Genomic DNA, 23,584 nt, shown 5'->3' with positions numbered 1-23,584 from the left:
CCCTCCCGGGACGCCGAGGACTTGTTTCAGATCATTGCAGCGGTGTGAGCGCAAATCCCCAGAGGACCGCGAACAGACTTCGCGGATGCTGATTGCAGCATAGATGAGCTTATGAACGACAGCGAAGCGGTGGATCATGGCATAGTTGCCTTAACGCCGGCCGATGCGTTAACAGATTTTTCTTCTAAGCTCTTGACGTCGGAGGATATTGTCATCCGGCCCCGCGCCCGAGGCTGCGATGACGCGCGGCGGCCCGTGGCCGCAGGCGCGTAAACCCTCTTTTCACTGGAGGCAGGCTAGGGTTATCCCTTTCGCTGTTGCGTGGGGAGTGCCCAAGTATGCGTAAACGGATGAGGACCCTTCTGGGTTCCCTGGCCGTCGCCGCCTTCGTCGGCGTGGCCCCCGTCAGCGCCGCCGCCGACACCTACTGGCAATGCGTGCCCTTCGCGCGCCTGCTCTCCGGCATCCAGATCTTCGGCGACGCGCGCACCTGGTGGCAGCAGGCGATCGGCAAGTACGAGACCGGCTTCCAGCCGAAGGCCGGCGCCGTGCTCTGCTTCAAGCCCACCGACCGCATGCGTCTGGGCCACGTGGCTGTGGTGAGCCAGGTGCTCACCGACCGGGTCGTGCAGATCACCCACGCCAACTGGTCTCCGATCGGCGGCTCGCGCGGCAAGGTCGAGAAGGACGTCACCATCATCGACGTCTCGCCGCAGGGCGACTGGAGCCAGGTCAAGGTCTGGTACGACCCGAGCCGCGACCTCGGCGGCTCCACCTACCCGACGCACGGCTTCATCTATCCGGACGCCAACGCCCAGAAGCTCGCGGCTTCCCACTGGAGCAACGCCGGCGCCACCGCCCTGGCCATGGCCCAGTCCGCCGCCAGTCAGATGTCGGCCGCCGTGCGCCCGGGCGCAGGTCCGCTCGCCATGCTGGGCCAGGCCGCGGAATCCTCCGACCGCATCGGCGCCCTGCTCGCCGGCGCGCTCGGCCAGGGCGGCGACAACTAGGCCGGACAAGGCCAGGTCAGATCCCGGCGTACCACTCGTAGCCGCGGTCTTCCCAGAACCCGCCCCTGCCGCCCCCCAGGTGGGCGAAGTCGGCCACGGCCTCCAGCCGGTGGACGTACTTGGCGTGCTTGTAGCCGAGCTGGCGCTCCACCCGCAGCCGCACCGGCGCCCCGTGGGCCACCGGCAGGACCTGGTCGTTCATCTCGTAGGCGAGCAGGGTCTGCGAGTGGTAGGCGTCGATCAGGTCGATGCTCTCGTAGTACATGCCGTCCGGCCCGATCCCGAGCTGGTCGGCGCAGTGGAAGACGATGTAGCGGGCCTCGGGCTTCAGCCCCGCCCGATCCAGCAGCGGCCCGAGCCTGGCCCCCGTCCACTTGCCGATCGACGACCAGCCCTCCACGCAGTCGTGGCGGGTGATCTGGGTCCGGGCCGGCAGGGCGCGCAGGTCCGTCAGGCTCAGCGACAGCGGCCGCTCCACCAGTCCGTCCACGGCGATTCGCCAGTCGGCGAAGCCCGACGCCAGGTGCCGGGCGTACTCGGGCCCGCCCGGATGGCGCGTGCCGTTGGCCCGGAAGTCCGGTGAGATGTCGGCCGGCGAGAACTCCCGGGCCAGCGCCTTGCGGTCGGTGACCAGCCGCTGCGTCCGCCGGGTCAGGACCTCGGCGCCCTGCAGCATGGCGGTGAAGCGCGGATCGGCGTTCAGCCGGTCGCAGGCGCCCAGCATCAGGGCCCCCAGCGAGGCCCCGGCGCCCCGCAGCCAGCCGCGGCGGTTGGCGTCGCTCATGGACGGGCCTCCTCGGTCTCGATGGCGTAGCGGCCGGTGATCATGGATCGCATGTTGTTCCAGAAGCCTGACAGCACCACGAGCGCCACGTGCACGAGCACGAAGAGCACGATCAGCCCGGCGCAAATGAAGTGGACCGATCGCGCCGACTGCCGGCCGCCGAACAGGTCGATGAGCCACGGCGCGGCGGCGTTGAACCCCGGCGACATCGAGAGTCCCGTGAGCAGCATCAGCGGCAGCACCGCCAGGATCATCGCCAGGTAGGCGACCTTCTGCAGGAAATTGTACGTCCGGGCCGCCTCCCCCTTCGGGAAGCGCAGCCTCAGGTGGTCGATGACGTCGCGCCGGATGCTGCGGGGCCTGAGCTGCGCCCTTGTCGGCAGGAGGTCCCGCCGCAGGTGGCCGCCCGCCAGCGCGAAGCCCAGGTAGACGAGCCCGTTGATCACGAACAGCCAGGCGAAGAAGAAGTGCCAGCGGCGGCCGCTCGCCAGATCGCGGTAGCTGGGCACGGTGGCCCAGGCGGGGAAGCCGCGGGGCTCGCGCTTTCCGACCTGGCCCGAGTAGCCGAACAGGCCGGTGGTCTCGAACCGGGCGCCGCCCAGGGTCGTGACGCCCACCGGCCGGTCGTTCCGCTCCTGCATGGACATCGACATCCAGGGCTCCGCGAAGGTGGACGTCTGGCCCCAGTAGAGCGCCGGGTGGGCGTTGAAGATCTGCAGTCCGCTCATCAGGAGCAGGCTGACGGCCAGCACATTGACCCAGTGGGTCACCCGCGTGACGCCCGAGTGGCGCCGCACGAGAACCTTCTTTGGTCGGGCCTTCCCGCCCATGGCCGCTCCTTCCCCCGATGCGGCGGCGATCCTGCCACAGCCGGGATACGGGATCGACTGCGCGCCGGATGCGCCGGCGGGAACGCCCCAGGGTCCGCAGGCGCTTCTCTTTCGGGACGACAGGAGCGAGCCATGGCGGAAGAACGCGACGACAAGATCAACACCGAGGGCCGCAAGGCGAACGCCGCCCGGCCGCTGAACGCGGCGGACGATAACGCCGGCGCCGAACGTTATCCCCCTGCCCGCCGCGACGACGCCGTGGAGGGCTCCGGCGAGGCGCGGAGCTTCGATCCCGCCGCCGACGCGCCGACGCCCCGCCAGGGCGCCGGCGACACCGGCCCGCCTGCCGCCGCCAACGAGGGCCGCCTCGGGCCGGGCGCCGATCCGGCCGAGGGCAAGCGCTAGCCCCCACCGCCGAGCGCCCCTAAGCTCCCCGGCCATTCGGTTGCGGGAGGCGTGGGGTTGAGCGGCGAGGGCGTGGAAGTCTGGCGGGGAAGCGTCGCCAGCTGGGAATGCGACGCCATGGGCCACCTGAACGTCGGCTTCTACGTGGCCAAGAGCATGGAGGGGCTGATCGGCCTGGCCGCCGAGCTCGGCATGCCGCAGGCGTTCGCGCCCGACGCGCCCGCCACCCTGATCGTCCGCGAGCAGCACATCCGCTTCGTGCGCGAGGCCCATCCGGGCGCGCCGCTGCACATGACCGGCGGAGTGGTGGAGATGGGCGAGGACGAGGCGCGCCTGCTCCTCCTCCTGCGCCACCGCACCGGCGAGCTCGCGGCCAGCTTCCAGACCGTGGTGGCCCACGCCACCGCCGGCGAGGGTCGCGTCTTCCCCTGGCCCGAGCGGGTGCGGCGCCGCGCCGAGGCGCTCACGGTCGAGGTCCCGGCCCAGGCCGCGCCGAAAAGCATCGGCCTCGACCCGATCGAGAGCCAGGCCAGCCTGGAGCGCGCGGAGGCGCTGGGGCTGAAGCGCACGGCGCTGGGGGCCGTCCGCGCCGCCGACTGCGACGCCTTCGGCCGGATGCGCACCGAGCTGATGATGGCCCGCATCTCCGACGGCATCCCCCACTTCTTCGACGGCCAGCGACCGGGCGCGGCGGACGGCGGCGCGCGGGTCGGCGGGGCGGCGCTCGAGTACCGGCTGGTCCATCTGGACTGGCCCCGGGCCGGCGACCGGGTGGAGCTGCGCTCCGGACCGGCCGGCGGCGACGCCCGCTTCCGCCGGCTCATCCACTGGCTGCTGGACCCGGCGACCGGCCAGCCCTGGGGCGTGGCCGAGGCTATCGCCGTCTCCTTCGACCTGGAGACGCGCAAGATCATCACCCTGTCCGACGAGGCGCTGGCCCAGGCGAACGCCGGCGCCGTGCCCGGCCTGACGCTCTAGCCCGCGGCCTCGCGCAGCACCTGCCGCACCAGCTCCGGCCGCTCCATGGGCAGGAAGTGGCTCGTGCCCGCGACGGTCTCCACCGTGATTCGTCCCGTGGCCAGGAGTTCCGGCAGGTGGTCGTCCAGCCTGGCGGTGGAGCCCTGCTCGGCGCGCAGGATGCGGATCGGACAGCGGGTGGCGCGGAAGGCGCCCCACGGATCGTAGTTATGGGAGCGGAAGTTCGACGCCTCCCATTCCGGTCTGCAGGTGAGCGTCACGCCGCCCGCGCCGTCGGCCCGGAAGCCAGCCTCCACGTAGTCGGCGAGCTGGACGTCGCTCCAGGATCGGAACGCCCCGCGGCCGCGGTAGGCCTCGACCGCCGCGCGCTTGTCCGGGAAGCCGGCGCGGCGGCGCAGCGCCCCCTGCACCAGAGGAGACTCTGCCACGGCGGGATCGTCCTCCGAGCGGTGGCCCGGCGTGTGGATCAGCACCGGATCAAACAGCGCCAGAGCCTTGACCCGCGCGGGCTCGGCGGCCGCGGCCAGCAGGCTGGCGGTGCCGCCCATGGAATGGCCGCCCAGCACCACCGGGCCCTCGGTCGCCGCAGTCAGCAGTGCCCGCAGGTCGTCACAGAACTCGCTCCACCCGTCGCGGCCTTCGATCACCGCCGGCAGGGTGCTCGCGCCGTGGCCGCGCAGGTCGATGGCCAGGATCCGCAGGCGCTCGCCCAGGGGCCCGAGGATCGAGCGGTAGGTGCGGGCGTTGAAACCGTTGGCATGGGAGAAGACGATGTCCACCGGCCGGTCCGGCGGCCCGAAGTCGAGGACGGCCATCGCCCCGCCGCGCCCGGGCAGCTCCACCGTCCGCGCGCGCGGTTCGTACTCGACCTCGGTGTCCATCAACGCCCTCCGACCGTCCCCATATAACCGCCGATCACCTCAGGAGAAGACATGAAGCTGGCCACCATCGGCTACGAGAGCGAGACCCAGGGCGCCGTGATCGAGCGGCTGAAGCGGGCCGGGGTGGAGGTGCTGATCGACGTCCGCGCCGTGGCCGCATCCCGCCGGGCGGGCTTCTCCAAGACCCTGCTGGCGGCGAGCCTGAAGGACGCCGGCATCGACTATGTCCACCTGCGCCAGCTCGGCACGCCCAAGCCCGGCCGCGACGCCGCCCGCAAGGGCCACATCGCCGAGATGCGGGCTATCTTCGAAGGCCACCTGGCCGAGCCCGGCGCCCAGCTCGAGCTCGCCAAGGCCACTGAGATCGCCCGGGAGAGGAAGGCGGCCCTCCTCTGCTACGAGGCCGACCACCGGGGCTGCCACCGGGCCATCGTCGCCGACCGCATTTGCGAGACCCTGGACTGCGAGATCGAGAACCTCTGAGCTTGGCGTCCCTCGCGTAAGGGGACGATGATGATGGCCTTCGGGAGGAAACCGCCATGAACGCCCCAGCCCAGTTTGACTGCACGACCCAGGCCTGGACCTGTTTCGACGTCAGCATCGAGGACCACGTCGCCCACATCCGGCTGAAGCGGCCCGAGGCGATGAACACCATGGTCCGGGCGTTCTGGAACGAGCTGCCGGCCATTGTCCGCGACATCAACGACAATGCGCGCGCCCGCTGCATCGTCATCTCGTCCACGGGCAAGCACTTCTGCGCCGGCATGGACCTGGCGGTGTTCGGCGGCGGCGGCTCCACCTCGTCGGCGGCGTCCGAGGACCGGTACGTCAACGCCGAGGCCATGCGCTTCCACGTCAAGCTTCTGCAGGACAGCTTCTCCTGCCTGGACGAGGCCCGCATGCCGGTAATCGCGGCGATCCAGGGCGGCTGCGTCGGCGGGGCGGTGGACATGACCAGCGCCTGCGACATCCGCTACTGCACCACCGACGCCTTCTTCGTGATCCAGGAGATCAACATCGGCATGACCGCCGACGTGGGCACCTTCCCGCGGCTCTGCAAGCTGATCCCAGAGGGCTGGGTGCGCGAACTCGCCTACACTGGCCGGCGGCTGCCGGCGCTGCGGGCGCGCGAGATCGGCCTGGTCAACGAGGTGTTCGACACCCACGAGGAGGTGGTCGCCCACGCGCTCGCCACCGCCCGCGAGATCGCCTCGAAGGTGCCGCTCGCCGTCACCGGCTCCAAGGTGATGATCAACTACGCCCGCGACCACTCGATCAGGGACGCCCTCGACTACATCGCCGTCTGGCAGACCTCGATGTTCTCCGGTCCGCACATGGCCGAGGCGTTCAAGGCCAAGGCCGAAAAGCGCGAGGCGGACTTCCCGGACCTCGCGCCCCTGCGCCACGAGATGTGAGCCTAGCGGGCGGTCTCCGCCGGCAAGGCGAGCCAGCTCAGCTTCTCCCGGTCGGTCGCATCGAACTCCGCGGCCGTGAGGTCGCAGCCCGCCATGCGCGCCTGGCTGACGTCGGCGTCGAGGAACCGGGCGCGCGGCGCCGACGCGCCCCGGAAGTCGGTGTTGCGCAGCGAGGCGCGGGTGAAGTCGGTGCGCACATAGCGCCCCTCGGCGATCATCAGCGGCCCCATCCGGGCGCCGCGCAGGTCGGCCCGGGCGAGCTGGGCGTCGGTGAACTTCGCCCCGCGCAGGTCGGCGTCGCGCAGGTTCGCCCCGCGCAGGTCGCAGCCGGAGAGGTCGGCGCCCTGCAGCTCCACGCCCTGCAGGTCGAGGCCGAACAGGATGGAGCGCGGCGCCACCAGGGCGGTGAGCTTGCGGTTGCGCAGGTTGCGGAGCGGGCGGAAGTCCACCTCCGGCAGGCTGACCACCCGGCCGCGGGCCCCGTCGGACTCGCAGTAGGCCTCGTGCTCGGCGAGGATCTCCTCCAGTGGCCGGTCGTCCACATAGGCGAGCGGCGCCGGCGCGCGGAGCACGTCGGTGAGGTCGGCGTCGTCGAGGCGGGCGTGCTCCAGGTTCACCCCGGCCAGCACGGCCCGCTTCATGGAGGCGCCGGTCAGGTCGGCGCCGCCCAGGTCCGCGCCCGAGAGGTCGGCCCCGTCGAGCACCGCCCGGTGCAGGCGCGCGCCCGAGAGCACGGCGCCGGCGAGGCTGGCGTCGGTGAAGTCCACGGCCATGGCGATCGCCCCGGCCATCTGGGCGCCGGCGAGGTTGGCGCCGGTGAGGACGGCATAGTTCAGCTCGCCCGGCCGGTGCTCGTGGCGCAGCACCCGGAAGCCGTCGAGCTTGTCCTGCAGCGCGATGCGGCCCTCGCGCAGGTCGCAGCCGGCGAGGTCCGCGCTGGCCAGGTTCGCCCCGCGCAGGCAGGCGCCGCGAAGGTCGGCGCGCCTGAGGTTCGCGCGCCGCAGGTCGGCCTCGCGCAGGTCGGCCCCGAACAGGATCGCCCGCGACAGGTTGGTGCGGGACAGGAGCGCGCCCTCGAGCTTGGCTCCGGCGAGGTCGGCCTCGCGCAGGTCGAGGCCCTCCAGCGAGCAGTTGGACAGGTCGGCGTAGGTCAGCGACAGCCGGCGACCGCCCGCGCGCCCGGCCAGGTAGCGCTGGTGCGCCTCCACGGCCTCGCGCAGCGCATTGGCGTCGAGCGCCACATGATGGGGGACAGCCTGGGTGGACATGGCGACCTTGCTTGCCCGCGCACCCTGCGCCGCGCCGCTTAAGGAACGGTTGCGGCGTTAAGCTTTCCCGCCGCCCAGGTCGCGCCCGGGAACATCCCGGATCGCGTCCGAGGCCCGCCTCGCGAGCTGCTGCTCGCGCCAGGTGATGAACAGGGTGGAGCCGACCACGACGGCCGCGCCCGAGAGCGTCCAGACGCTCGGAACCTCCTGGAACAGGAAGAAGCCGGCGGCGACCGTGAACACCAGCCGCGAATAGTCGATCGGCGCCATGGCCGCGGCGTCGCCGATCTGCATGCCCTTGATGTAGCAGCCCTGGGTGATGGTGCCGAAGACGCCCATCACCGCCAGCAGGGCGAGGTCGACGGGCGTCGGCCATTTCCAGTCGATGATCGCGCCCGGGATCGACAGCACGAGGCCGAGCGTCACCGCCCAGACCAGCAGGACCGTCGGCGAGTGGTCGCGGGTCATCACCTTCATGCCGGTGATGGTCAGGGCGAACAGGAAGGACGAGGCCAGCATGGCCAGCGCCGGCAGGCCTATGGCGAGCTCGCCGCCCGCGCCCGGCCGGACCATCAGCAGCACGCCCAGGAACCCCACCACCGCCGCGCCGATCCGCAAGGGCCCCACCTTCTCGCGGACCACGAAGGCGGCGAGGGGGACGAGCCAGAGCGTGCGGGTGAACGACAGGGCGTTGGCGTCGGCCAGGGGCATCTTCTGGAAGGCGTAGAAGGAAAGGATCAGCCCCACCGTCCCGGCCGCCGAGCGGAAGAACAGTATGCCCGGCCGGGTGGTGCGGTAGGCCGCCCGCCCCTGCTTCAGGATCAGGGGCAGGAGGACCAGGAACCCGGCGAGCTGGCGATAGAAGGTCTGCAGCGCCGCCGAATAGTCCCCGCCGAGGTACTTGATGAGCGTCATCATCACCGTGAAGCCCGCGGCGGAGGCGAGCATCCACAGGGCGCCGTGGACGTTGGGCGCCAGCCCCCGGCGCGGCTTGGCGGGGGCCAGGCCCGGTTCGTCGGTCATTCGCCCGCGGGCTGCGGCGCGAACTCGCCGAAGAGCTCGAGGAACGGCGACTGGGCGGCCACGTCCCAGGCATGGCGTCCGCCGACGGTGATGCCGCCGTCCACCACCAGGTGCGCGCCCGAGACGAAGGCCGAGGCTTCTGAGGCCAGGTAGAGCGCGGCCTGGGCGATGTCCTCGGGCATCCCGGCCTTGGGCACCGGCTGCACCTTGGGCGCGAACTCCACGACACGGGCGGCCATCTGGTCGGCCACCTCGCGCGGCAGCCCGAGCGAGGCGCCGAAGATCGAGGTGGCGATCAGGCCGGGGCAGATGGCGTTGACCCGGATCCTCTGCGGCGAGAGCTGGGCGGCGGCCACCCTGCTCATGTGGATCACCGCCGCCTTGGCCGAGGAATAGGCGATCGGCCCCCAGCCCGCCTGCAGGCCGGCGATGGAGGCGGTGTTGATGATCGAGCCGCCACCGCGCTCCAGCATCAGCGGCACGGCGTGCTTCATGCCGAGGGCGGGGCCGCGCACCAGGACGTCGTAGATCCAGGTCCAGCGCTCCGCCTCGATCTCGGGGATGGTGCGCATGGCGTCGGAGATGCCGGCGTTGTTGAACAGGACGTCGAGCCCGCCGAACTCGGACTTCGCCAGCCCCAGGGCCGCGGCGATCTCGCTCTCCACGGTGACGTCGCAGCGGGCGTAGCGCAGGCGGCCCGGGAACCGCTGCTCGAGCATCCGCCCCTTCTCGTCCTGGATGTCGGCGGCGACGACGCTGGCGCCCTCCGCCAGGAACAGCTCCACCGTGCCAAGGCCGATCCCCGACACGCCGCCGGTGATGACGGCGACCTTGCCCTCCAGACGTCCAGCCATGCGACCCTCTCCCCGTGTTCTTTGGTTATCGGCGATAAGTAGCGCAAACCCTCTCCCCTTGGGAGTGGGAAGGGTGAGGGCGGCGGAGGACGTCGGCGTGGCGCTCTGGAGGGGTCGGCGCGACCCGGCCCCTCGGCGGCTCCGGGCCCAGAGTCCGAGCCGCCCTCACCCCGACCCTTTCCCCATGGGAGAGGGAGAACTAGTCGATGGTCACCACGACCTTGCCCATGGCCTTGCGGCTGGCCAGGTGGCGGATGGCGTCGGCGGCGCGCTCGAGGGGGAAGCGCTCGGAGACGTACGGCTTGATCTTGCCGTCCTCGTACAGCTTGAGCAGCTCCTGGACGCTCTGCTGGTGGCGCTGCGGGTTCTTGCCCACCCAGGCGCCCCAGAAGACGCCGACGATGTCGCAGCCCTTCAGCAGGGCGAGGTTCAGCGGGATTTTCGGGATGTCGCCGGCGGCGAAGCCCACCACCAGGTACTTGCCCTCCCAGGCGATGGAGCGCAGCGCGGGCTCGGCGTAGTCGCCGCCGATGGCGTCGTAGATCACGTCGGCGCCGTTCGGCTGGGTGGCGTCCTTGAACAGCGCCGCCAGCTCCTTCTGGCCGTCGCGGTCGAAGGGCCCGCGGCCGTAGACCACGCCGCCGTCGGCGCCGTGCCTCTTGCAGAGCTCGACCTTCTCCTCGGAGGAGGCGGCGGCGATCACGCGTGCGCCCATCACCTTGCCGAGCTCGACGGCGGCCAGGCCGACGCCGCCGGCCGCGCCCAGCACCAGCAGGGTCTGGCCGGGCTGCAGGTCCGCGCGGTCCTTCAGCGCGTGGTAGCTGGTGCCATAGGTCATGATGAAGGCCGCCGCGTCGTCGAACGGCATGGAATCGGGGATCTTCACCAGCCGCGCGGCCTCCAGCGCCAGCTCCTCGGCCATGCCGCCCCAGCCGGTGTTGCCCAGCACCCGGTCGCCCGGCTTCACATGGGTCACGCCCTCGCCCACCGCCTTCACGATCCCGGCGATCTCGCCGCCCGGCGCGAACGGGCGCTGCGGCTTGAACTGGTACTTGTCCTCGATGATCAGGACGTCGGGGAAGTTCACGCCCACCGCCCTCACCTCGACCACCGCGAAGCCGGGCTTGGCCTCGGGGGAGGGCACATCCTCCAGGACCAGGGTGTCGGGCCCGCCGACTTCCTTGCTGAGCAGCGCTTTCATGGGACGTCCCTCCGGTCCGGTCTGATTGAGCCGGGGACGCTATCCCAGTCGAACGGATGTTTGAAGTGTCGCTCGGGAGCGATTTGGTAAGCGGACGCCGCTCACCTATATTCCGCGGCCTCCAGAAGGACTTTGCCTTGGGCGTGACCCTCGATCTTTCGCGCGCGCCGGCCCGGCCGCTCGCGCCGACAAACCTCACCGGCCTGTCGCGGGCCGAGCTCGCCCAGGCCCTGGTCGAGGCCGAAGTCGTGCGCCCTGAGAAGGCCAAGATGCGCGCCAGCCAGCTCTGGCGCTGGATGCACCACTACGGCGTCACCGACTTCGCCCAGATGACCGACGTGGCCAAGGAGACCCGCGCCGCGCTGGCCGCGACGTTCTCGCTGGCCCGTCCCGAAGTCGTCGAGCGCCAGGTGTCCAAGGACGGCACCCGCAAGTGGCTGATCCGCATGGCTCCGGGCATCGAGGTCGAGACCGTCTACATCCCCGACGTCGGCCGGGCCGGGGCGCTGTGCGTGTCCAGCCAGGTGGGCTGCACTCTGAACTGCACCTTCTGCCACACCGGCACCCAGGCCCTGGTGCGCAACCTGACCGCGGCCGAGATCGTCGCCCAGGTGCAGGTGGCCCGAGACGACCTGGGGGAATGGCCGTCGCCCAAGGAAGACCGCCGACTTTCCAATATCGTCTTCATGGGCATGGGCGAGCCGCTCTACAATCTCGACCACGTGGCCCAGGCGATCGACATCATCGCCGACAACGAGGGCATCGCCATCTCGCGCCGGCGGATCACCGTCTCCACCTCGGGCGTCGTCCCGCAGCTCGAGGCGCTGGGCACCCGGACCCAGGCCATGCTGGCGATCTCCCTGCACGCCACCAACGACGCGCTGCGCGAGAAGCTGGTGCCTCTCAACAGGAAGTACCCGCTCCAGGAGCTGATGGCCGGTATCCGCGCCTACCCGGGCCTGTCCAACGCCCGGCGGGTGACCTTCGAGTACGTGATGCTGAAGGGCGTCAACGACAGCCCGGCCGAGGCCAAGGCCCTGGTCCAGCTGCTGCGCGGCATCCCGGCGAAGATCAACCTGATCCCGTTCAACCCCTGGCCTGGGACCGAGTACGAGTGCTCGGACTGGAAGACCATCGAGGCCTTCGCCGCGATCCTGAACCGCGCCGGCTACGCCTCGCCGATCCGCACGCCCCGGGGCCGGGACATCCTGGCCGCCTGCGGCCAGCTGAAGAGCGAAAGCGAGAAGCTGCGGGCCAGCGCCCGCCGGAAGATCGCCGCCGCCGACGCGGGCGAGGCGGCGTAACAGCGTCCGCTCCCCTAACCCCGGGCAGCCGTGCTATGGGGGCGGCCAGTACTCGAGGGGCCGGCGTCACACATGCCTACACCGATCCAGTCGCCTGAGATCCAGGCGTTCGCGCAGGGCTTCCCGATCACCCTGCTGCACGCCGGCGTAACGGTCCTGATCCTGCTGGCCGCCGCGACCCTCTATGTCCTGCTGACCCCGCACCGGGAGATCACCCTGATCCGCGAGGGCAACACCGCCGCGGCGGTGTCGCTGGGCGGGGTGCTGGTGGGCCTGGCCATCCCGCTGGGCGTGTCGCTGAACGCCTCGACCAACCTGATCGAGATCGGTCTTTGGGGCGTCGCCACGGTTGTCGTCCAGTTGCTGATCTTCCGCCTGGTGGACATCGTCCTGCGCGGCCTGCCCCGGCGCATCCAGGAGGGCGAGATGTCCGCCGCCGCCATGCTGGTCGGCGCCAAGCTCGCCACGGCCATCATCATCGGAGCCGCGGTCTCGGGCTGACATGCATTTCCCAAGGCTTCCAGACTGGCTGATCTACGCCTGCGTGGTGGTGGCGCTGCTGATCGCCGCCGTGGGCCGGCAGGAGCGCGCCGACGCGCCCGAGCCGCCTCCGCCGGCGCCGGAGGTGGAGGGCGAGGCCCTCGGCCCCGCCTCGCCGTTCGACCCCTCGGTGGTGGTGGACGTGCCCGACGAGACCGGCCCGGCCACAGGCACCGCCTTCTCCATCGCCGAATCGGGCGTCTGGCTCACCGCCCGCCACGTGGTCGACGGCTGCGGGACCACGGCCATCGTGGTCGGCGACGGCCGCGGCGTGGCCGCCCGCGTCAGCATCGATCCGCGCGGCGAGGCCGCGATCCTGACCACCGACGGCGGCGCGCCGTCGCTGCCGCTGGCGCTGGCCACCGAGCTGCACCGCGGCGAGCGGGCCTATCATCCGGGCTATCCGCAGGGTGAGCCGGGCGAGGCGACGTCCAAGCTGATTGGCCGCGAAACCCTGGTGGTGCGCGGTCGCGGCGCCCGCTCCGAGCCGGTGCTGGTCTGGGCCGAGACCGGCCGCACCGAGGGCCTGCGCGGCACGCTCGGCGGCCTGTCCGGCGCGCCGGCCCTGGACGGGCAGGGCCGGGTGATCGGGGTGACCATCGCCGAAAGCCCCCGCCGCGGCCGGATCTACACCACCGCGCCGGAAACCGTGGAGGCGACGCTCGCCAGCACGCGCCGCCGGTACGCCGGCTCCCCCGCCGCGACGTCGATCACGCCTGACAACTACTTCCGGGTCGCCGACAACCTGCGCCGGGACCTGCGCGTGGCGCAGGTCGTCTGCCTGAGCGCCTAGGGCGGGTCCGCGGCGGGCTTCGGCTGCCGGGCGGCGACGATGAAGGCCAGCACGATCGCCACGACGCCGATCGCGGTGGAGTAGAGGAAGAACACCACATAGCCCGAGCCGAGGGCCGCCGGCGTCACCGCCGACTTGGCCGCGCCTTCGGCATAGGCTTCCGGCGGCAGGGCGGCGAACAGCCCCTTCAGCGGGGCGAAGACGCCGCCCGCGTCGGCGCCGGCCGCCGAGCTTTCCACGATCCGCCCCGACTGCGACGCGATCAGCTTGCCGGGCAGCGCGTAGAGCGACGAGAACAGGGCGTACTGGGTCGCGGTGAACCCCGCCGAGGTCAGGCTGGACATGTAGGCGATCAGGCAGGTGCCGGAGAAGCCGGACGCCACGTTGTCGACGCCGATGGCGATGAACAGGGCCGGAAGGTCCGCCCCCTGCAGGGCCAGCCAGGCGAACACCAGGTTTGACGCCGGGCCCGCGAAGGCGCCCACCACCAGCGAGCGCATCAGGCCGAGCTGGGCCACCGCCCAGCCGCCGAGGCCGACCCCGAAGACGGTCATGATCACGCCGAACACCTTCCGCACCTCGGCGATCTCGGTCTTCGAGTAGCCGAGGTCGGCGTAGAACGGGTTCATGATGTTCAGCACGAAGTCCGACAGCCGGTAGACGCAGATCAGCGCCAGGATCAGGGCGGCTACGCCGCGGTAGCGGACGAAGAAGTCGCGCAGCGGATCCCCCAGCGCCGCGGCGAGGTAGACGCCGGGCCGGGTGCGCAGACCGGGGATCGGGCAGGCGGCGAGCACAATGATCCCGAGACCCAGGGCGACCGCGACGAGTTGGGCGTAGACGCCCTCCGGCTTCATCGCCCAGAGCGCCGTCAACGCCTCGCCCGCCCCGGCCATGCCGAGGCCGCCGAGCGCGCCGGCCAGCACCGAGGCGTTGGCGGCGAGGCCCGAGCCCAGCACGAGCGCGCCGACGGCGAACAGCGCCAGCCTCGCCAGCCATTCGGGGAGCTCGAGCGCGGGCCGGGAGGGCGTCCCTTCCGCATGGATCGGCCGGACGATGTGGTCCTTCTCCTTCGGCGCGGCGAGGGCGCCGCCGACACCCACCGCCATGAGCGCGGCCATGACGGCGTAGGAGATGTTCCAGTTGAACTGTTCGGCCAGGATCAGCGGCGCGGCGCCGGCGGTGATCATGGCGATCCGGTAGCCCCACTGGTAGGCGGCGGCCATGGCGCCCTGCTTCTCCACCGAGGCGGCCTCGATGCGCCAGGCGTCGATGACGATGTCCTGGGTGGCCGCGGTGAAGCCGACGAACACCGCGAACGCCGCCATCAGGCCGAGGCTGGCCGCCGGGTTGGTCCCGGAGATCAGCCAGAGGCCGAGCATCACCAGCAGCTGGGTGGCGATCATCCAGGAGCGGCGGTGGCCGAGCCAGCGGGTGAGCAGCGGCACCCGCGTGCGGTCGACCAGCGGCGCCCAGAGGAACTTCATGGAATAGGCCAGCGTCGCCAGGGCGAAGACCGAGATCACGCTGAGCGACAGGCCGGCCTCGCGCAGCCACAGCGACAGGGTGTCGAAGATCAGCAGGTTGGGCAGGCCGGAGGCGAAGCCCAGGGCCAGCATCACCAGGGCGCGGCGCTCGAAGAACACCCGGACGCCGGCCAGCGCTCCTTTGCGGGGCTCAGTGGCTTCGGCGCTCATTCAGGTCTCCGCTCAGAACGCCCCCGCGCCCGTCACGCCCGGACCTTGGCGCGCGCCGCGAATTCCGTCCAGCCGCCGCGGGTCCAGCGCGTCAACGCGGCGCGCAGGGCGTCCGGCGACAGCGGCTTCACCAGGAAATCGTCCATGCCTGCGGCGAGGCAGGCCTGGCGGTCGTCGTCGAAGGCGTTGGCGGTGAGCGCCACGATCGGAGTGCGCAGGCCGTCGGCGCGCAGGCGCCGCGCCGTCTCCTCGCCGGAGAGGCCGGGCATGCGCATGTCCATCAGGATCAGGTCGTAGGCGGTGACCTTCACCGCCGAGATCGCCTCGGACCCGTCGATGGCGTGGTCCACCTCGCAGCCCTCGCGGGCGAGCAGGGCCTTGGCGAGGAGGGCGTTGATCGGGTTGTCCTCCACCAGGAGGATCCGGGCGCCCGGGGCCGCGGCCTCGGCGATGCGCTCGTCCTCGGGGGCGGCGGCGGATTCGGTCCCGACGCCGGCGGCGATCAGCACCCGCTCGGCCAGGGAGGCCCGGCGCAGCGGCTTGATCAGGTAGCCCGCGAAGCCGGCCTTCCGGTAGCGGTCCATGCGGTCGCGCTCTTCGGGGGCGAGCAGGATGATGGAGGGTCGGCGCTCGACCTTCTTCAGGATCGCGCCCTCGGCGGCCAGGGCGTGGTCCAGCAGCAGGACGTCGCCCGGCCTGGTGCGCTGCGCCAGGCCCGCCACGTCCGGCGCGCTGACGGCGCGGCCGCCGCAGGCCTGCACCTGCCGCCGCGCGGCGTCGCGCACCACGGGATTGGGCGAGGCGATCCCGACGGTGCGCCCGGCGAGGGGCGCGCCGGCGCCGGCCGCCGGGACGCTCGGGAAGGCGGCCTCGAACCAGAACAGCGCGCCGCCGCCACGGGAATTGTCGACACCGACGTCGCCGTTCATGGCCTGGGCGAGCCTGCGGGCGATGGCGAGGCCAAGGCCCGCGCCGCCGACGTCGGCATGGCCGACCTCGGTCTGGGTGAAGGCTTCGAAGATGCGGTCGCGGTCGTGCGCGGAGACGCCCGGCCCGGTGTCTTCGACGGTGAAGCGGACCCGGCCGCCGTCGACCGGGGCGGCGCTCAGGAGGACACCGCCCTGGGGCGTGAACTTCACGGCGTTTCCGGCGAAGTTGAGAAGGACCTGGCGCACCCGGCTCTCGTCGGCGCGGATGCGTCCGGCCTCGGCCGGAGCCGCCCAGGCGATCTCCAGGCCCTTCTCGCGGGCCCGCGGCGAAAGCAGTTCGCAGACGCCCTGCAGCAGGGCCTCCACGTCCACGGGCGAGGGGTGCAGGTCGACGGCGCCTTCGCCCAGCTTGGCGAAGTCCAGCACGTCGTTGACGAGGTTGAGCAGGTGCTCGCCGCTCTCGCGGAGGGCGGCCGAGTAGGCGCGCTGCTCGGCGGTGAGCTGGGTGCCCTCCAGCAGCCGCGCCATGCCCAGCACGCCGTTGAGCGGCGTGCGGAACTCGTGACTCAGCGAAGCGAGCTGCTCGGCGCTGATGTGCGTCCGCTTGGGACGCCGGGTCGACAGGGGGCGGGGCGGTCGGCGCATCGGGCGCCCGTTATCGCGCCAACCTTTTAACGTGAGGTCAAACGCCGCAGCCCCGGTCAGCGGTCGGACGCCATTTCCCGGGCGAGCGCGACCAGGGCGGCGCGGGCGCGGCCGTCGGGAATGCCGTCGAAGGCCTGCAGCAGCTCCAGCGCCCCCGGCTTGGCCAGGGCGCGGAACACCTCGTCGTCGTCCTCGCGGACCCCACCCTCCTCGCCGACCAGCCAGGCGACGGTGGTGCCGAGCGCCTGGGCAGTGCCGATCAGGGTCGAGGCGGCCACCCGATTGGCGCCGCGCTCGTACTTCTGGACCTGCTGGAACGAGACGCCCAGCGCCTGGGCGAGGTCGGATTGCGACAGGCCGAGCTGCCGGCGCCGCGCACGGATCCGGGCCCCGATCGCCAGCTCCAGCCCGGCCGTGCGGCCGGCGTCCTTGGGTTGCATTGCAACGCCTCCCATGGCGGGAGAATAACCTTAACGGCAAAAGGCTTTCGCCTTAAAGTAGACGCCGCCCTGAAGCCGTCGTTTACTCGTTTTCCCATGCCGCCACGCGCCGACATCGCCCAGGATCCCGTCGAGCTGCTTACGCAGCGCGAGCGCGAATGCCTGCGCCTGGTCGACCAGCATCTGAGCTCCAAGCAGATCGCCCGCGAACTCGGCATGTCGAAGACCTCCGTCGACACCTATTGCGACCGGGCCCGCCGCAAGCTCGGCGTACCAGACCGCTACGAGGCCGCCCGCCTCCTGCGCGGCCACGACGTTAACCCTGTCCTGATCGCGTCAGGACACGACACGATCAGGACAGACGACCGCCCCGAAGCTTGGCTCGATGAGCCGGCAACGAGGGAGGCGGCCTATGGGCGACTGGCAGAACTTCGACAACCGCGCGGTGATCGGCCGGGCGCTGAGACTGCGCCGGGAGATCGACGACTTCGAAGCCCGCTGGCCGACGCCGGCCACGCGGGACGAGGGGATCCCGGGCTTCACCTGGGACCAGCTGGAACGACAGCTCGTCGACCTGGCGGCGACGTCGCAACAGGCTTCGATGGCCCGGCACCTGGTCTCCGCGACCCGCAAGCTGGCGCCTTTCAAGCCTTCCGAGATGGTCCTGCGGGAAATCCTCTGCATGACCTGGGTTCTCCTCGACGAGAACTTCAAGCCCGAGCCCGAGGGATCGGCCGAAATGATCTGAGCCCCGTCGCCCGTCTCGGGGCGATCGTCGGCGTCGCGATCATCACCGCCCTGGCCTTCGGGGCGATGCTGGCCGGTCTCCACGCGCTCCAGGATCTGGCGACGAATTTCGTCCGGGCCTGAACGGACCCGAAACCATAACCCTGTTATCGATTTCGCCCGCGCCCAGAGAAGGCGCGCGCAGGAGACATCTCATGCTCAAGCAACGTCGTATGGTGGCGGAACAAATCGCCGGCGCGCTGTTCGAGGCCGAAGCGGCCATCGACGCGGCGATCGCCAAGACCGCCACGCTCACGGGCGTCATGCCGACCCTCCGGCGTGAAGCCGGCGCCTCGGCCCTGATCGGCCAGGACGCGGTCGAACGGGCCAGCCAGGCCATCATGGCCCTGGCCGAGGCCCGCCGGGCGATCGTCGAGACCCACAAGGAGCTCAGCATCGCCCAGGGCCAGATCGGCCTCGGCGCGGTGGCGCTCGGCGACACGGGTCAGGAGAAGCCGGATCCCACCGCCGGCATGCTGACGGCCAGCAGCCGCCGGCGCCTGCGGGCGGTGAGCGCGGCCTGACGCCTAGGGCGGACTTCCGTCCGCCCGCCAGCTCTGTCAGTTTCGAAGGGCCCAGCCTCGCCCGGCTGGGCCCTAGTCTGTTGGGAGATGGCGTGCAGCTGCCGCTCTGGATCTGGACGGCCTATGTGGTCGGCGTCTGCGGCTTCGCCCTGGCGGTCGGCGGCCGCTCGGAGAAGGTCGGCGCAGCGGCGATCCTCGGCGGCTGGATCGCCAGCGTCGCGGCCTCATCGTTCGGCGGCTGGGGGCGGACGTCCGGCGTGGAGATCGTCGACGTCGCCGTGCTTGCCATCCTTGTCGGCCTGGCGCTCCGGAGCCACCGCTGGTGGCCGATCTTCGCCGCCGGTTTCCACCTCCTGGCCGTGGCCACCCACTGGGCGCATCAGCTCGATCCCACGGTCGGCGGCTGGGCCTATCTCACCGCCGGCATCATCTGGGGTTACATGCTGGTCGCCAGCCTCGGCTGGGGAACATGGACTGCCTGGCGCGAACGTCAGCTCATCGAGAGGGCGGACCCCACCGGCGCGCCGGGCGCCACCCGCCGGTAGATCAGCGCCTCGGCCACATGGACGCGGCGGACCGCGTCGGAGCCTTCCAGGTCGGCGATGGTGCGCGCCAATCGGAGCGTGCGGGTCCAGCCGCGGGCGGTGAGGCCGCCGGTCTCCGCGGCGCGGGCGAGCAGGGCCCGGGCGGGGGCGTCGAGCGCGGCGATCTTCTCCAGCCAGTCGCCCTCGGCCAGGGCGTTCAGCACCGGTGTCTCGGCGCCGTCCGCCCGGCTGGCCTGCAGCTCGCGGGCCCGCATCACCCGCGCCGAGGCCTCAGCCGTGCCCTCGGCCGGGGACGGCAGGGCGAGGTCGGCCGGCGTCACCGGCGGCACCTCCACCTGCAGGTCGATGCGGTCCATCAGCGGCCCGGAGATCTTGGCCTGATAGTCCGACTGACAGCGCGGGGCGCGTCCGCAGGCGCCGCGGCCCGCCCCGCCGTGGCCGCAGCGGCAGGGGTTCATCGCCGCCACCAGCTGCACCCGGGCCGGGTAGCGGACATGGGCGTTGGCGCGGGCGACGACCACCTCGCCCGTCTCCAGCGGCTGACGCAGCGAATCCAGCGCCTGGGCGCCGAACTCCGGCAGCTCGTCAAGGAACAGGACGCCGTTGTGGGCGAGGGAGACCTCGCCCGGCTTGGCCTTCAGGCCCCCGCCGGTCAAAGCCGCCATGCTGGCCGAATGGTGGGGGGCTCGGAAGGGCCGGGCGCGGGTAAGCTGGCCCCGGGCGATCAGGCCGGCCACCGAATGCACCATCGACGTCTCGAGCAGCTCTTCCGAGGTGAGCGGCGGCAGCAGGCCGGGCAGGCGCTGTGCCATCATCGACTTGCCCGAGCCGGGCGGCCCCACGAACAGGAGGTTGTGACCGCCGGCCGCGGCGATCTCCAGGGCCCGCTTGGCGTTCTCCTGGCCCTTGACGTCGCGCAGGTCGGGGACGCGCTCGCCGTCGAGCATCGGTCCGGGCTTCGGCGCCGAGAGCACCTGGGTCCCCCGAAAGTGGTTGACCAGGGCGATCAGCGAGGGCGCGGCGAGGATGCGGGTCTCGCCCGCCCAGGCGGCCTCCGCGCCGCAGGCCTCCGGACAGATCAGCCCCAGGCCCATGCCCCCGGCCGCCACGGCCGCTGGCAGGGCGCCGGCCACGGCGGTGATCCGTCCGTCCAGCGACAGCTCGCCCACCGCCGCCCAGTCGGCCAGCGCGTCGGGCGGGATCACCCCCATGCCGGCCATGATGGCGAGCGCGATCGGCAGGTCGTAGTGGGATCCTTCCTTGGGCAGGTCGGCGGGAGCCAGGTTGGCGATGATCCGGCGGGCCGGCAGGGCGAGGCCGAGGCCGGCGAAGGCGGCGCGCACGCGCTCCCGGCTCTCCGAGATCGCCTTGTCGCCCATGCCCACCAGGAAGAACTTGGGCTCGCCGCCCGTGAACTGGACCTGCACGTCGACGCGCACTGCCTCGACGCCCCGGAACGCCACCGTCACCACCCGCGCGGCCATGACCCCAGCCCTTGTGCCTGGACAGAGTTTATCCACAAGGCCTCGCACATAGCGAAGCCTGGATCAAGAACAAATGTGGAACATAAGGGGAAAGCGTGACCGCGACGTGACAAACGGCGACGGAGTTATCCCCGCAAGCTAGGCCGCGGCGCGGAGGGATTCAATCCGCGCCCAGAGCACCTCGGCGGCGTCGACGCCCGTGAACCGCTTCAGCGCCACAGCGCCGGTGGGCGAGGTGACGTTGATCTCGGTGAGCCACTCGCCGATCACGTCGATGCCGACGAACAGCAGGCCGCGCGCCTTCAGCTCCGGGCCGATCGTGGCGCAGATCTCGCGGTCGCGGGCGGAGAGCTCGACCGCCTCGGCCTTTCCGCCCACGGCGAGGTTCGAACGGATCTGGCCCTTGGCCGGCACGCGGTTGATCGCCCCCACCGGCTCGCCGTCCACCAGCAGGATGCGCTTGTCGCCCTTGACCACGCCCGGCAGGAATTTCTGGACGATCACCGGCTCGCGATCGATCTGGGCGTGCAGCTCCAGCATGGCGTCGATGTTGGGATCGTCCGCCAGGTGACGGGTGACGCCCGAGCCGCCCCGGCCGTTCAGCGGCTTCATGACGATGTCGCCGTGCCGGGCGCGGAAGTCGTAGATGGCCTCGCGGTCGGCGGTGATCAGGGTCGGCGGCTGGAGGCCTGGGAACCTGGTGACGAACAGTTTCTCCGGCGCGTTCCTCACCTCCACCGGATTGTTCACCACCAGGGTCTTCGGGTGCACGACCTCCAGGAAGAAGGTCGTGTCGATGTAGTGCATGTCGAAGGGCGGGTCCTGGCGCAGCAGGACCACGTCGAACTCGCTGAGCTCCGCCTTGCGGAAGTCCGACAGGGTGGCGTGGCCGCCGCTCACCCGCTGCACCGTCACGTCGCGGCCCCGGGCGAACACCCGCCCGTCCTCCATGGCGAGGGTGTCGGTGGTGTAGACGAACAGGGAGTGCCCGCGGGCCTGGGCGTTCTCCATCATCAGGAAGGTGGTGTCGCCCTCGATGTTGATCCCCTCGATGGGATCCATCTGCACCGCAACCTTCAGCGACATGCGCCTCTCCCGACAGCTCAGGTCAGGGACATAGGCGGTGCGGCGGACGGGCGCTAGTTCAGCCTGAGGCGGACCCGCTCGCGCTGGGCCCGGGCGGCGAGCGCCGCGCCGCCGTCGAGGGTGGTGGCGCGGGCGAGCGCCTCCAGGGCGCCGGCGAGCGCGCCCTGGCCCTCGCGCGCCGCGGCCACGTCCAGCCAGGGGCGGTGATCGCCGGGGTCCAGCAGCGCCCGGCGCAGGGCGGCGCGCTCGGCGCGGGGGAAGTCCCGCACGGCCGAGGCGCGGGCGTAGATGGTGTTCTGCAGCCGGACCAGCACGGCCCGGTCGCTCACCGGCGCCATCAGCCGGTCCAGCCGGTCGGCGACGTTCGGGGTCAGGCCCGCGTGCAGGGCGCGGCGGGTGAGCTCAGACGGCAGGACCACGCGGCCTTCCGAGAACGGATCGAGCGCCAGCGGCCCCTCCTCAGTCTCGATCCGAAGCAGGAAGTGGCCGGGGAAGTCGACGCCCTGGACGGTCAGGCCGCAGCGGCGCGCGGCGTGCAGGTAGAAGACGCCCAGCGCCACGGCCAGCCCCTTGCGCCGCTCGGCCACGGCGATGATGTCGGCGTTGCCGGGATCCTCGTAGGTGAACAGGTCACCGCCCAGCCGCAGGTCCCCGGCCATGGATTCGGCCAGCGCCTCCTCGGCGCTCTCGCCCTTCAGGCGCTGCGACAGCCGCTCCACGGCGGCGGCGCCCATGTCGCGGGCGACCTGCGGATCGCGGCTCGGGTCCTCGTGAATGGCGCAGGCGATCGCCGCCTCGAGGAGGGGGAAATCGCCGTCCGTCGCGGCCCCGGCGTCCAGCAGGAAATCCTCGGCGTCCTCTCGCGTCATCGAAAACCCGTACGCGGCGCCCCCGTCAGGCGCCCTTCCATGCGTCCGGAATATGCACAGGAAGCCGCTTCGGTGCGAGCGCCACCAGGTCGAGACGAACCGTCGCATCCGCCAGCGCCGGACGCCGCGCGGCCAGCAGGGCGCCGGCCCTGCGCAGACGGTCGCGCTGGTCGAAGGTCACGGTCTCGAGGGCGTGGGCCAGGAGGGTGCGGCGCTTCACCTCCACGACCACCAGGGTCCGCCCGCGGATCGCCAGGAGGTCGATCTCGGCGATCGGCGTCTTCAGGCGGAAGCCGAGGATGCGGTAGCCCTTCAGCATCAGCCACACCGCCGCGATCACCTCGCCTCGCCGGCCGGAGAGCCTGGCCGCGGCGCCGCGGGCCGAGCGGGCCTGGCTCACTTGCCGGCCCTCATCTCCATGGCCCGCCGGTAGAGGTCGCGGCGCGACAGCCCCAGCGCCCGGGCCACCTCTGAGGCGGCGTCGGCGGGCTTCAGCCGGGTGAGCGCGTCGGCCAGCGCCGTATCGGCATCGGCGGCGCTCGCCTCCGCCTCCCGGCCGGGGCCCACCAGGACGACGATCTCGCCCTTGGGGGCCTCGAAGCGCGGATCGGCGGCGAGCTCCGAGAGCCGCCCCCGGACCACCGTCTCGTAGAGCTTGGTCAGCTCCCGGCAGACCACCGCCTCGCGGTCGCCGAGCACCGCGGCCATGTCGGCCAGGCTGGCCGCCAGCCGCGAGCCGCCCTCGAAGAACACGAGGGTGGCGCGCTGGCCCGCCAGCTCCTCCAGGAAGGTGCGCCGCGCGGCGCTCTTCGGGGGCGGGAAGCCGGCGAACAGGAAGCGGTCGGTGGGCAGTCCGGCGACGGACAGTCCGGCCAGCAGGGCCGAGGCGCCGGGGATCGGATACACCGGGAAGCCCGCCTCGGCGGCCGCCTTCACCAGCCGATAGCCGGGATCGGAGACCAGCGGCGTGCCGGCGTCCGAGACCAGCGCAACGCGCTTCCCCTCGGCCAGGGCGGCCATGGCCCTGGGCCGAGTCCGCTCCGCGCCATGTTCGTCGTAGCGCTCAAGCTTCGCGGACAGCCCATAGGCCGAGAGCAGCTTGCCGGCCACCCGGGTGTCCTCGGCCAGCACCAGGTCCGCGGCGTGCAGCACGTCGAGCGCGCGAAGGGTGATGTCCCGAAGGTTGCCGATCGGCGTGGCCACCACATAGAGGCCCGGCGCCAGCGGCGCATCGTCGAGGGCGGGCGGACGGAAGGCTCGGGCCATGGCGGAGGGTTCGCCGCTCGCGCCCGG

General features: G+C 71.7%; 27 protein-coding genes and 1 pseudogene. 12 read left to right on the top strand and 16 right to left on the bottom strand.

All coding sequences use genetic code 11. The features are described 5' to 3' along the window. The first annotated feature begins 338 nt into the window (after positions 1-338). On the top strand, positions 339-1,010 hold the full coding sequence (locus V7Z97_RS01320) for a CHAP domain-containing protein (protein ID WP_334160886.1): 672 nt from the start codon (positions 339-341) through the stop codon (positions 1,008-1,010). 16 nt (positions 1,011-1,026) lie between these two features. On the opposite strand, the gene V7Z97_RS01315 is transcribed toward V7Z97_RS01320, so the two are convergent. Both V7Z97_RS01315 and V7Z97_RS01310 read right to left on the bottom strand, forming a co-directional pair. Next, positions 1,027-1,794, bottom strand: coding sequence for a molybdopterin-binding protein (locus tag V7Z97_RS01315; RefSeq protein ID WP_334160885.1), 768 nt, complete (start codon positions 1,792-1,794; stop codon positions 1,027-1,029). Next, positions 1,791-2,591, bottom strand: coding sequence for a cytochrome b/b6 domain-containing protein (locus tag V7Z97_RS01310; RefSeq protein WP_334160883.1), 801 nt, complete (start codon positions 2,589-2,591; stop codon positions 1,791-1,793). Before V7Z97_RS01310 ends, V7Z97_RS01315 begins: the two co-directional genes overlap by 4 nt. Positions 2,592-2,756: 165 nt before the next feature. Between V7Z97_RS01310 and V7Z97_RS01305 the strand changes: the two genes are divergently transcribed. Together V7Z97_RS01305 and V7Z97_RS01300 are read left to right on the top strand one after the other, a co-directional pair. Then, on the top strand, positions 2,757-3,029 hold the full coding sequence (locus V7Z97_RS01305; protein WP_334160881.1) for a hypothetical protein: 273 nt from the start codon (positions 2,757-2,759) through the stop codon (positions 3,027-3,029). A gap of 57 nt (positions 3,030-3,086) precedes the next feature. Next, a complete protein-coding gene (locus V7Z97_RS01300) occupies positions 3,087-4,007 on the top strand; it encodes a thioesterase family protein (RefSeq protein WP_334160880.1) in 921 nt (306 codons plus the stop codon). On the opposite strand, the gene V7Z97_RS01295 is transcribed toward V7Z97_RS01300, so the two are convergent. Continuing rightward, complete coding sequence (locus tag V7Z97_RS01295) at positions 4,004-4,888, bottom strand: alpha/beta fold hydrolase (RefSeq protein ID WP_334160878.1); 885 nt, start codon at positions 4,886-4,888, stop codon at positions 4,004-4,006. The two genes, V7Z97_RS01300 and V7Z97_RS01295, sit on opposite strands and share 4 nt — an antisense overlap. A 51-nt stretch (positions 4,889-4,939) precedes the next feature. Between V7Z97_RS01295 and V7Z97_RS01290 the strand changes: the two genes are divergently transcribed. Both V7Z97_RS01290 and V7Z97_RS01285 read left to right on the top strand, forming a co-directional pair. After that, the gene (locus V7Z97_RS01290) at positions 4,940-5,371 is read left to right on the top strand and encodes a DUF488 domain-containing protein (RefSeq protein WP_334160877.1); all 432 of its coding nucleotides are present in this window, start codon (positions 4,940-4,942) and stop codon (positions 5,369-5,371) included. Between the two features lie 56 nt (positions 5,372-5,427). After that, the gene (locus V7Z97_RS01285) at positions 5,428-6,303 is read left to right on the top strand and encodes a crotonase/enoyl-CoA hydratase family protein (RefSeq protein WP_334160876.1); all 876 of its coding nucleotides are present in this window, start codon (positions 5,428-5,430) and stop codon (positions 6,301-6,303) included. 2 nt (positions 6,304-6,305) lie between these two features. Here V7Z97_RS01285 and V7Z97_RS01280 read toward each other — a convergent pair whose 3' ends face one another. The 4 genes from V7Z97_RS01280 to V7Z97_RS01265 form a co-directional block, all read right to left on the bottom strand. Further along, on the bottom strand, positions 6,306-7,571 hold the full coding sequence (locus tag V7Z97_RS01280; protein ID WP_334160875.1) for a pentapeptide repeat-containing protein: 1,266 nt from the start codon (positions 7,569-7,571) through the stop codon (positions 6,306-6,308). A gap of 57 nt (positions 7,572-7,628) precedes the next feature. Beyond that, entirely contained in the window at positions 7,629-8,594 is a 966-nt protein-coding gene (locus V7Z97_RS01275) for a DMT family transporter (RefSeq protein ID WP_334160874.1), read from the bottom strand. Continuing rightward, positions 8,591-9,448 (bottom strand): SDR family NAD(P)-dependent oxidoreductase, encoded by an 858-nt coding sequence (locus V7Z97_RS01270; protein WP_334160872.1) that lies wholly within the window; start codon positions 9,446-9,448, stop codon positions 8,591-8,593. Before V7Z97_RS01270 ends, V7Z97_RS01275 begins: the two co-directional genes overlap by 4 nt. 199 nt (positions 9,449-9,647) lie before the next feature. After that, positions 9,648-10,649: an NADPH:quinone oxidoreductase family protein gene (locus tag V7Z97_RS01265; protein ID WP_334160871.1), complete on the bottom strand. Its 1,002-nt coding sequence runs from the start codon at positions 10,647-10,649 to the stop codon at positions 9,648-9,650. Positions 10,650-10,786: 137 nt separating this feature from the next. On the opposite strand from V7Z97_RS01265, the gene rlmN reads away from it, so the two are divergent. The 3 genes from rlmN (at position 10,787) to V7Z97_RS01250 (ending at position 13,286) form a co-directional block, all read left to right on the top strand. Beyond that, entirely contained in the window at positions 10,787-11,953 is a 1,167-nt protein-coding gene (gene rlmN, locus V7Z97_RS01260) for a 23S rRNA (adenine(2503)-C(2))-methyltransferase RlmN (protein ID WP_334160870.1), read from the top strand. 72 nt (positions 11,954-12,025) lie between these two features. Continuing rightward, the gene (locus V7Z97_RS01255) at positions 12,026-12,454 is read left to right on the top strand and encodes a DUF350 domain-containing protein (RefSeq protein ID WP_334160869.1); all 429 of its coding nucleotides are present in this window, start codon (positions 12,026-12,028) and stop codon (positions 12,452-12,454) included. Between the two features lies 1 nt (position 12,455). After that, positions 12,456-13,286 carry a S1 family peptidase gene (locus tag V7Z97_RS01250; RefSeq protein WP_334160867.1) on the top strand — a complete coding sequence of 277 codons (831 nt, stop codon included), beginning with the start codon at positions 12,456-12,458 and terminating at the stop codon, positions 13,284-13,286. Here the strand turns inward: V7Z97_RS01250 and V7Z97_RS01245 are convergent. The 4 genes from V7Z97_RS01245 to V7Z97_RS01230 are packed head-to-tail and all read right to left on the bottom strand — an operon-like array spanning position 13,283 to position 17,180. After that, positions 13,283-14,983 (bottom strand): AmpG family muropeptide MFS transporter, encoded by a 1,701-nt coding sequence (locus V7Z97_RS01245; protein WP_334160866.1) that lies wholly within the window; start codon positions 14,981-14,983, stop codon positions 13,283-13,285. The two genes, V7Z97_RS01250 and V7Z97_RS01245, sit on opposite strands and share 4 nt — an antisense overlap. A gap of 32 nt (positions 14,984-15,015) precedes the next feature. Next, a complete protein-coding gene (locus tag V7Z97_RS01240; protein ID WP_334160864.1) occupies positions 15,016-16,557 on the bottom strand; it encodes a response regulator in 1,542 nt (513 codons plus the stop codon). Between the two features lie 56 nt (positions 16,558-16,613). Beyond that, complete coding sequence (locus V7Z97_RS01235) at positions 16,614-16,997, bottom strand: helix-turn-helix domain-containing protein (protein WP_334160863.1); 384 nt, start codon at positions 16,995-16,997, stop codon at positions 16,614-16,616. A 30-nt stretch (positions 16,998-17,027) separates the two neighbouring features. Beyond that, positions 17,028-17,180: a hypothetical protein gene (locus V7Z97_RS01230; RefSeq protein ID WP_334160862.1), complete on the bottom strand. Its 153-nt coding sequence runs from the start codon at positions 17,178-17,180 to the stop codon at positions 17,028-17,030. On the opposite strand from V7Z97_RS01230, the pseudogene V7Z97_RS20560 reads away from it, so the two are divergent. The 4 genes and pseudogenes from V7Z97_RS20560 to V7Z97_RS01215 all read left to right on the top strand — a co-directional run. Further along, positions 17,133-17,237, top strand: a pseudogene (locus tag V7Z97_RS20560) (LuxR C-terminal-related transcriptional regulator); the annotation flags it as partial. The gene V7Z97_RS01230 and the pseudogene V7Z97_RS20560 overlap by 48 nt on opposite strands. 172 nt (positions 17,238-17,409) lie before the next feature. Continuing rightward, entirely contained in the window at positions 17,410-17,745 is a 336-nt protein-coding gene (locus V7Z97_RS01225) for a hypothetical protein (RefSeq protein WP_334160861.1), read from the top strand. A 193-nt stretch (positions 17,746-17,938) separates the two neighbouring features. Continuing rightward, on the top strand, positions 17,939-18,307 hold the full coding sequence (locus V7Z97_RS01220; RefSeq protein ID WP_334160859.1) for a hypothetical protein: 369 nt from the start codon (positions 17,939-17,941) through the stop codon (positions 18,305-18,307). Positions 18,308-18,399: 92 nt separating this feature from the next. Further along, positions 18,400-18,852, top strand: coding sequence for a hypothetical protein (locus tag V7Z97_RS01215; protein WP_334160856.1), 453 nt, complete (start codon positions 18,400-18,402; stop codon positions 18,850-18,852). Here the strand turns inward: V7Z97_RS01215 and V7Z97_RS01210 are convergent. From V7Z97_RS01210 to rsmI, 5 genes are all read right to left on the bottom strand, one after another. Next, positions 18,798-20,336 carry a YifB family Mg chelatase-like AAA ATPase gene (locus tag V7Z97_RS01210; protein ID WP_334160855.1) on the bottom strand — a complete coding sequence of 513 codons (1,539 nt, stop codon included), beginning with the start codon at positions 20,334-20,336 and terminating at the stop codon, positions 18,798-18,800. The genes V7Z97_RS01215 and V7Z97_RS01210 overlap by 55 nt on opposite strands. Positions 20,337-20,474: 138 nt before the next feature. Beyond that, on the bottom strand, positions 20,475-21,422 hold the full coding sequence (gene gshB / locus V7Z97_RS01205; protein ID WP_334160853.1) for a glutathione synthase: 948 nt from the start codon (positions 21,420-21,422) through the stop codon (positions 20,475-20,477). A gap of 53 nt (positions 21,423-21,475) precedes the next feature. Beyond that, positions 21,476-22,291 carry a transglutaminase family protein gene (locus V7Z97_RS01200; RefSeq protein WP_334160852.1) on the bottom strand — a complete coding sequence of 272 codons (816 nt, stop codon included), beginning with the start codon at positions 22,289-22,291 and terminating at the stop codon, positions 21,476-21,478. A 25-nt stretch (positions 22,292-22,316) separates the two neighbouring features. Next, positions 22,317-22,691 carry a YraN family protein gene (locus tag V7Z97_RS01195; RefSeq protein WP_334160851.1) on the bottom strand — a complete coding sequence of 125 codons (375 nt, stop codon included), beginning with the start codon at positions 22,689-22,691 and terminating at the stop codon, positions 22,317-22,319. Next, complete coding sequence (gene rsmI / locus V7Z97_RS01190; protein WP_334160850.1) at positions 22,688-23,557, bottom strand: 16S rRNA (cytidine(1402)-2'-O)-methyltransferase; 870 nt, start codon at positions 23,555-23,557, stop codon at positions 22,688-22,690. Before rsmI ends, V7Z97_RS01195 begins: the two co-directional genes overlap by 4 nt. Between the last annotated feature and the right edge of the window lie 27 nt (positions 23,558-23,584).

This window comes from Phenylobacterium sp. (assembly GCF_036821595.1).
Taxonomy (GTDB): Bacteria; Pseudomonadota; Alphaproteobacteria; order Caulobacterales; family Caulobacteraceae; genus Phenylobacterium.
Note: the sequence above shows the minus strand (reverse complement) of the source record. Positions and strands in the feature narration are given on the sequence as shown.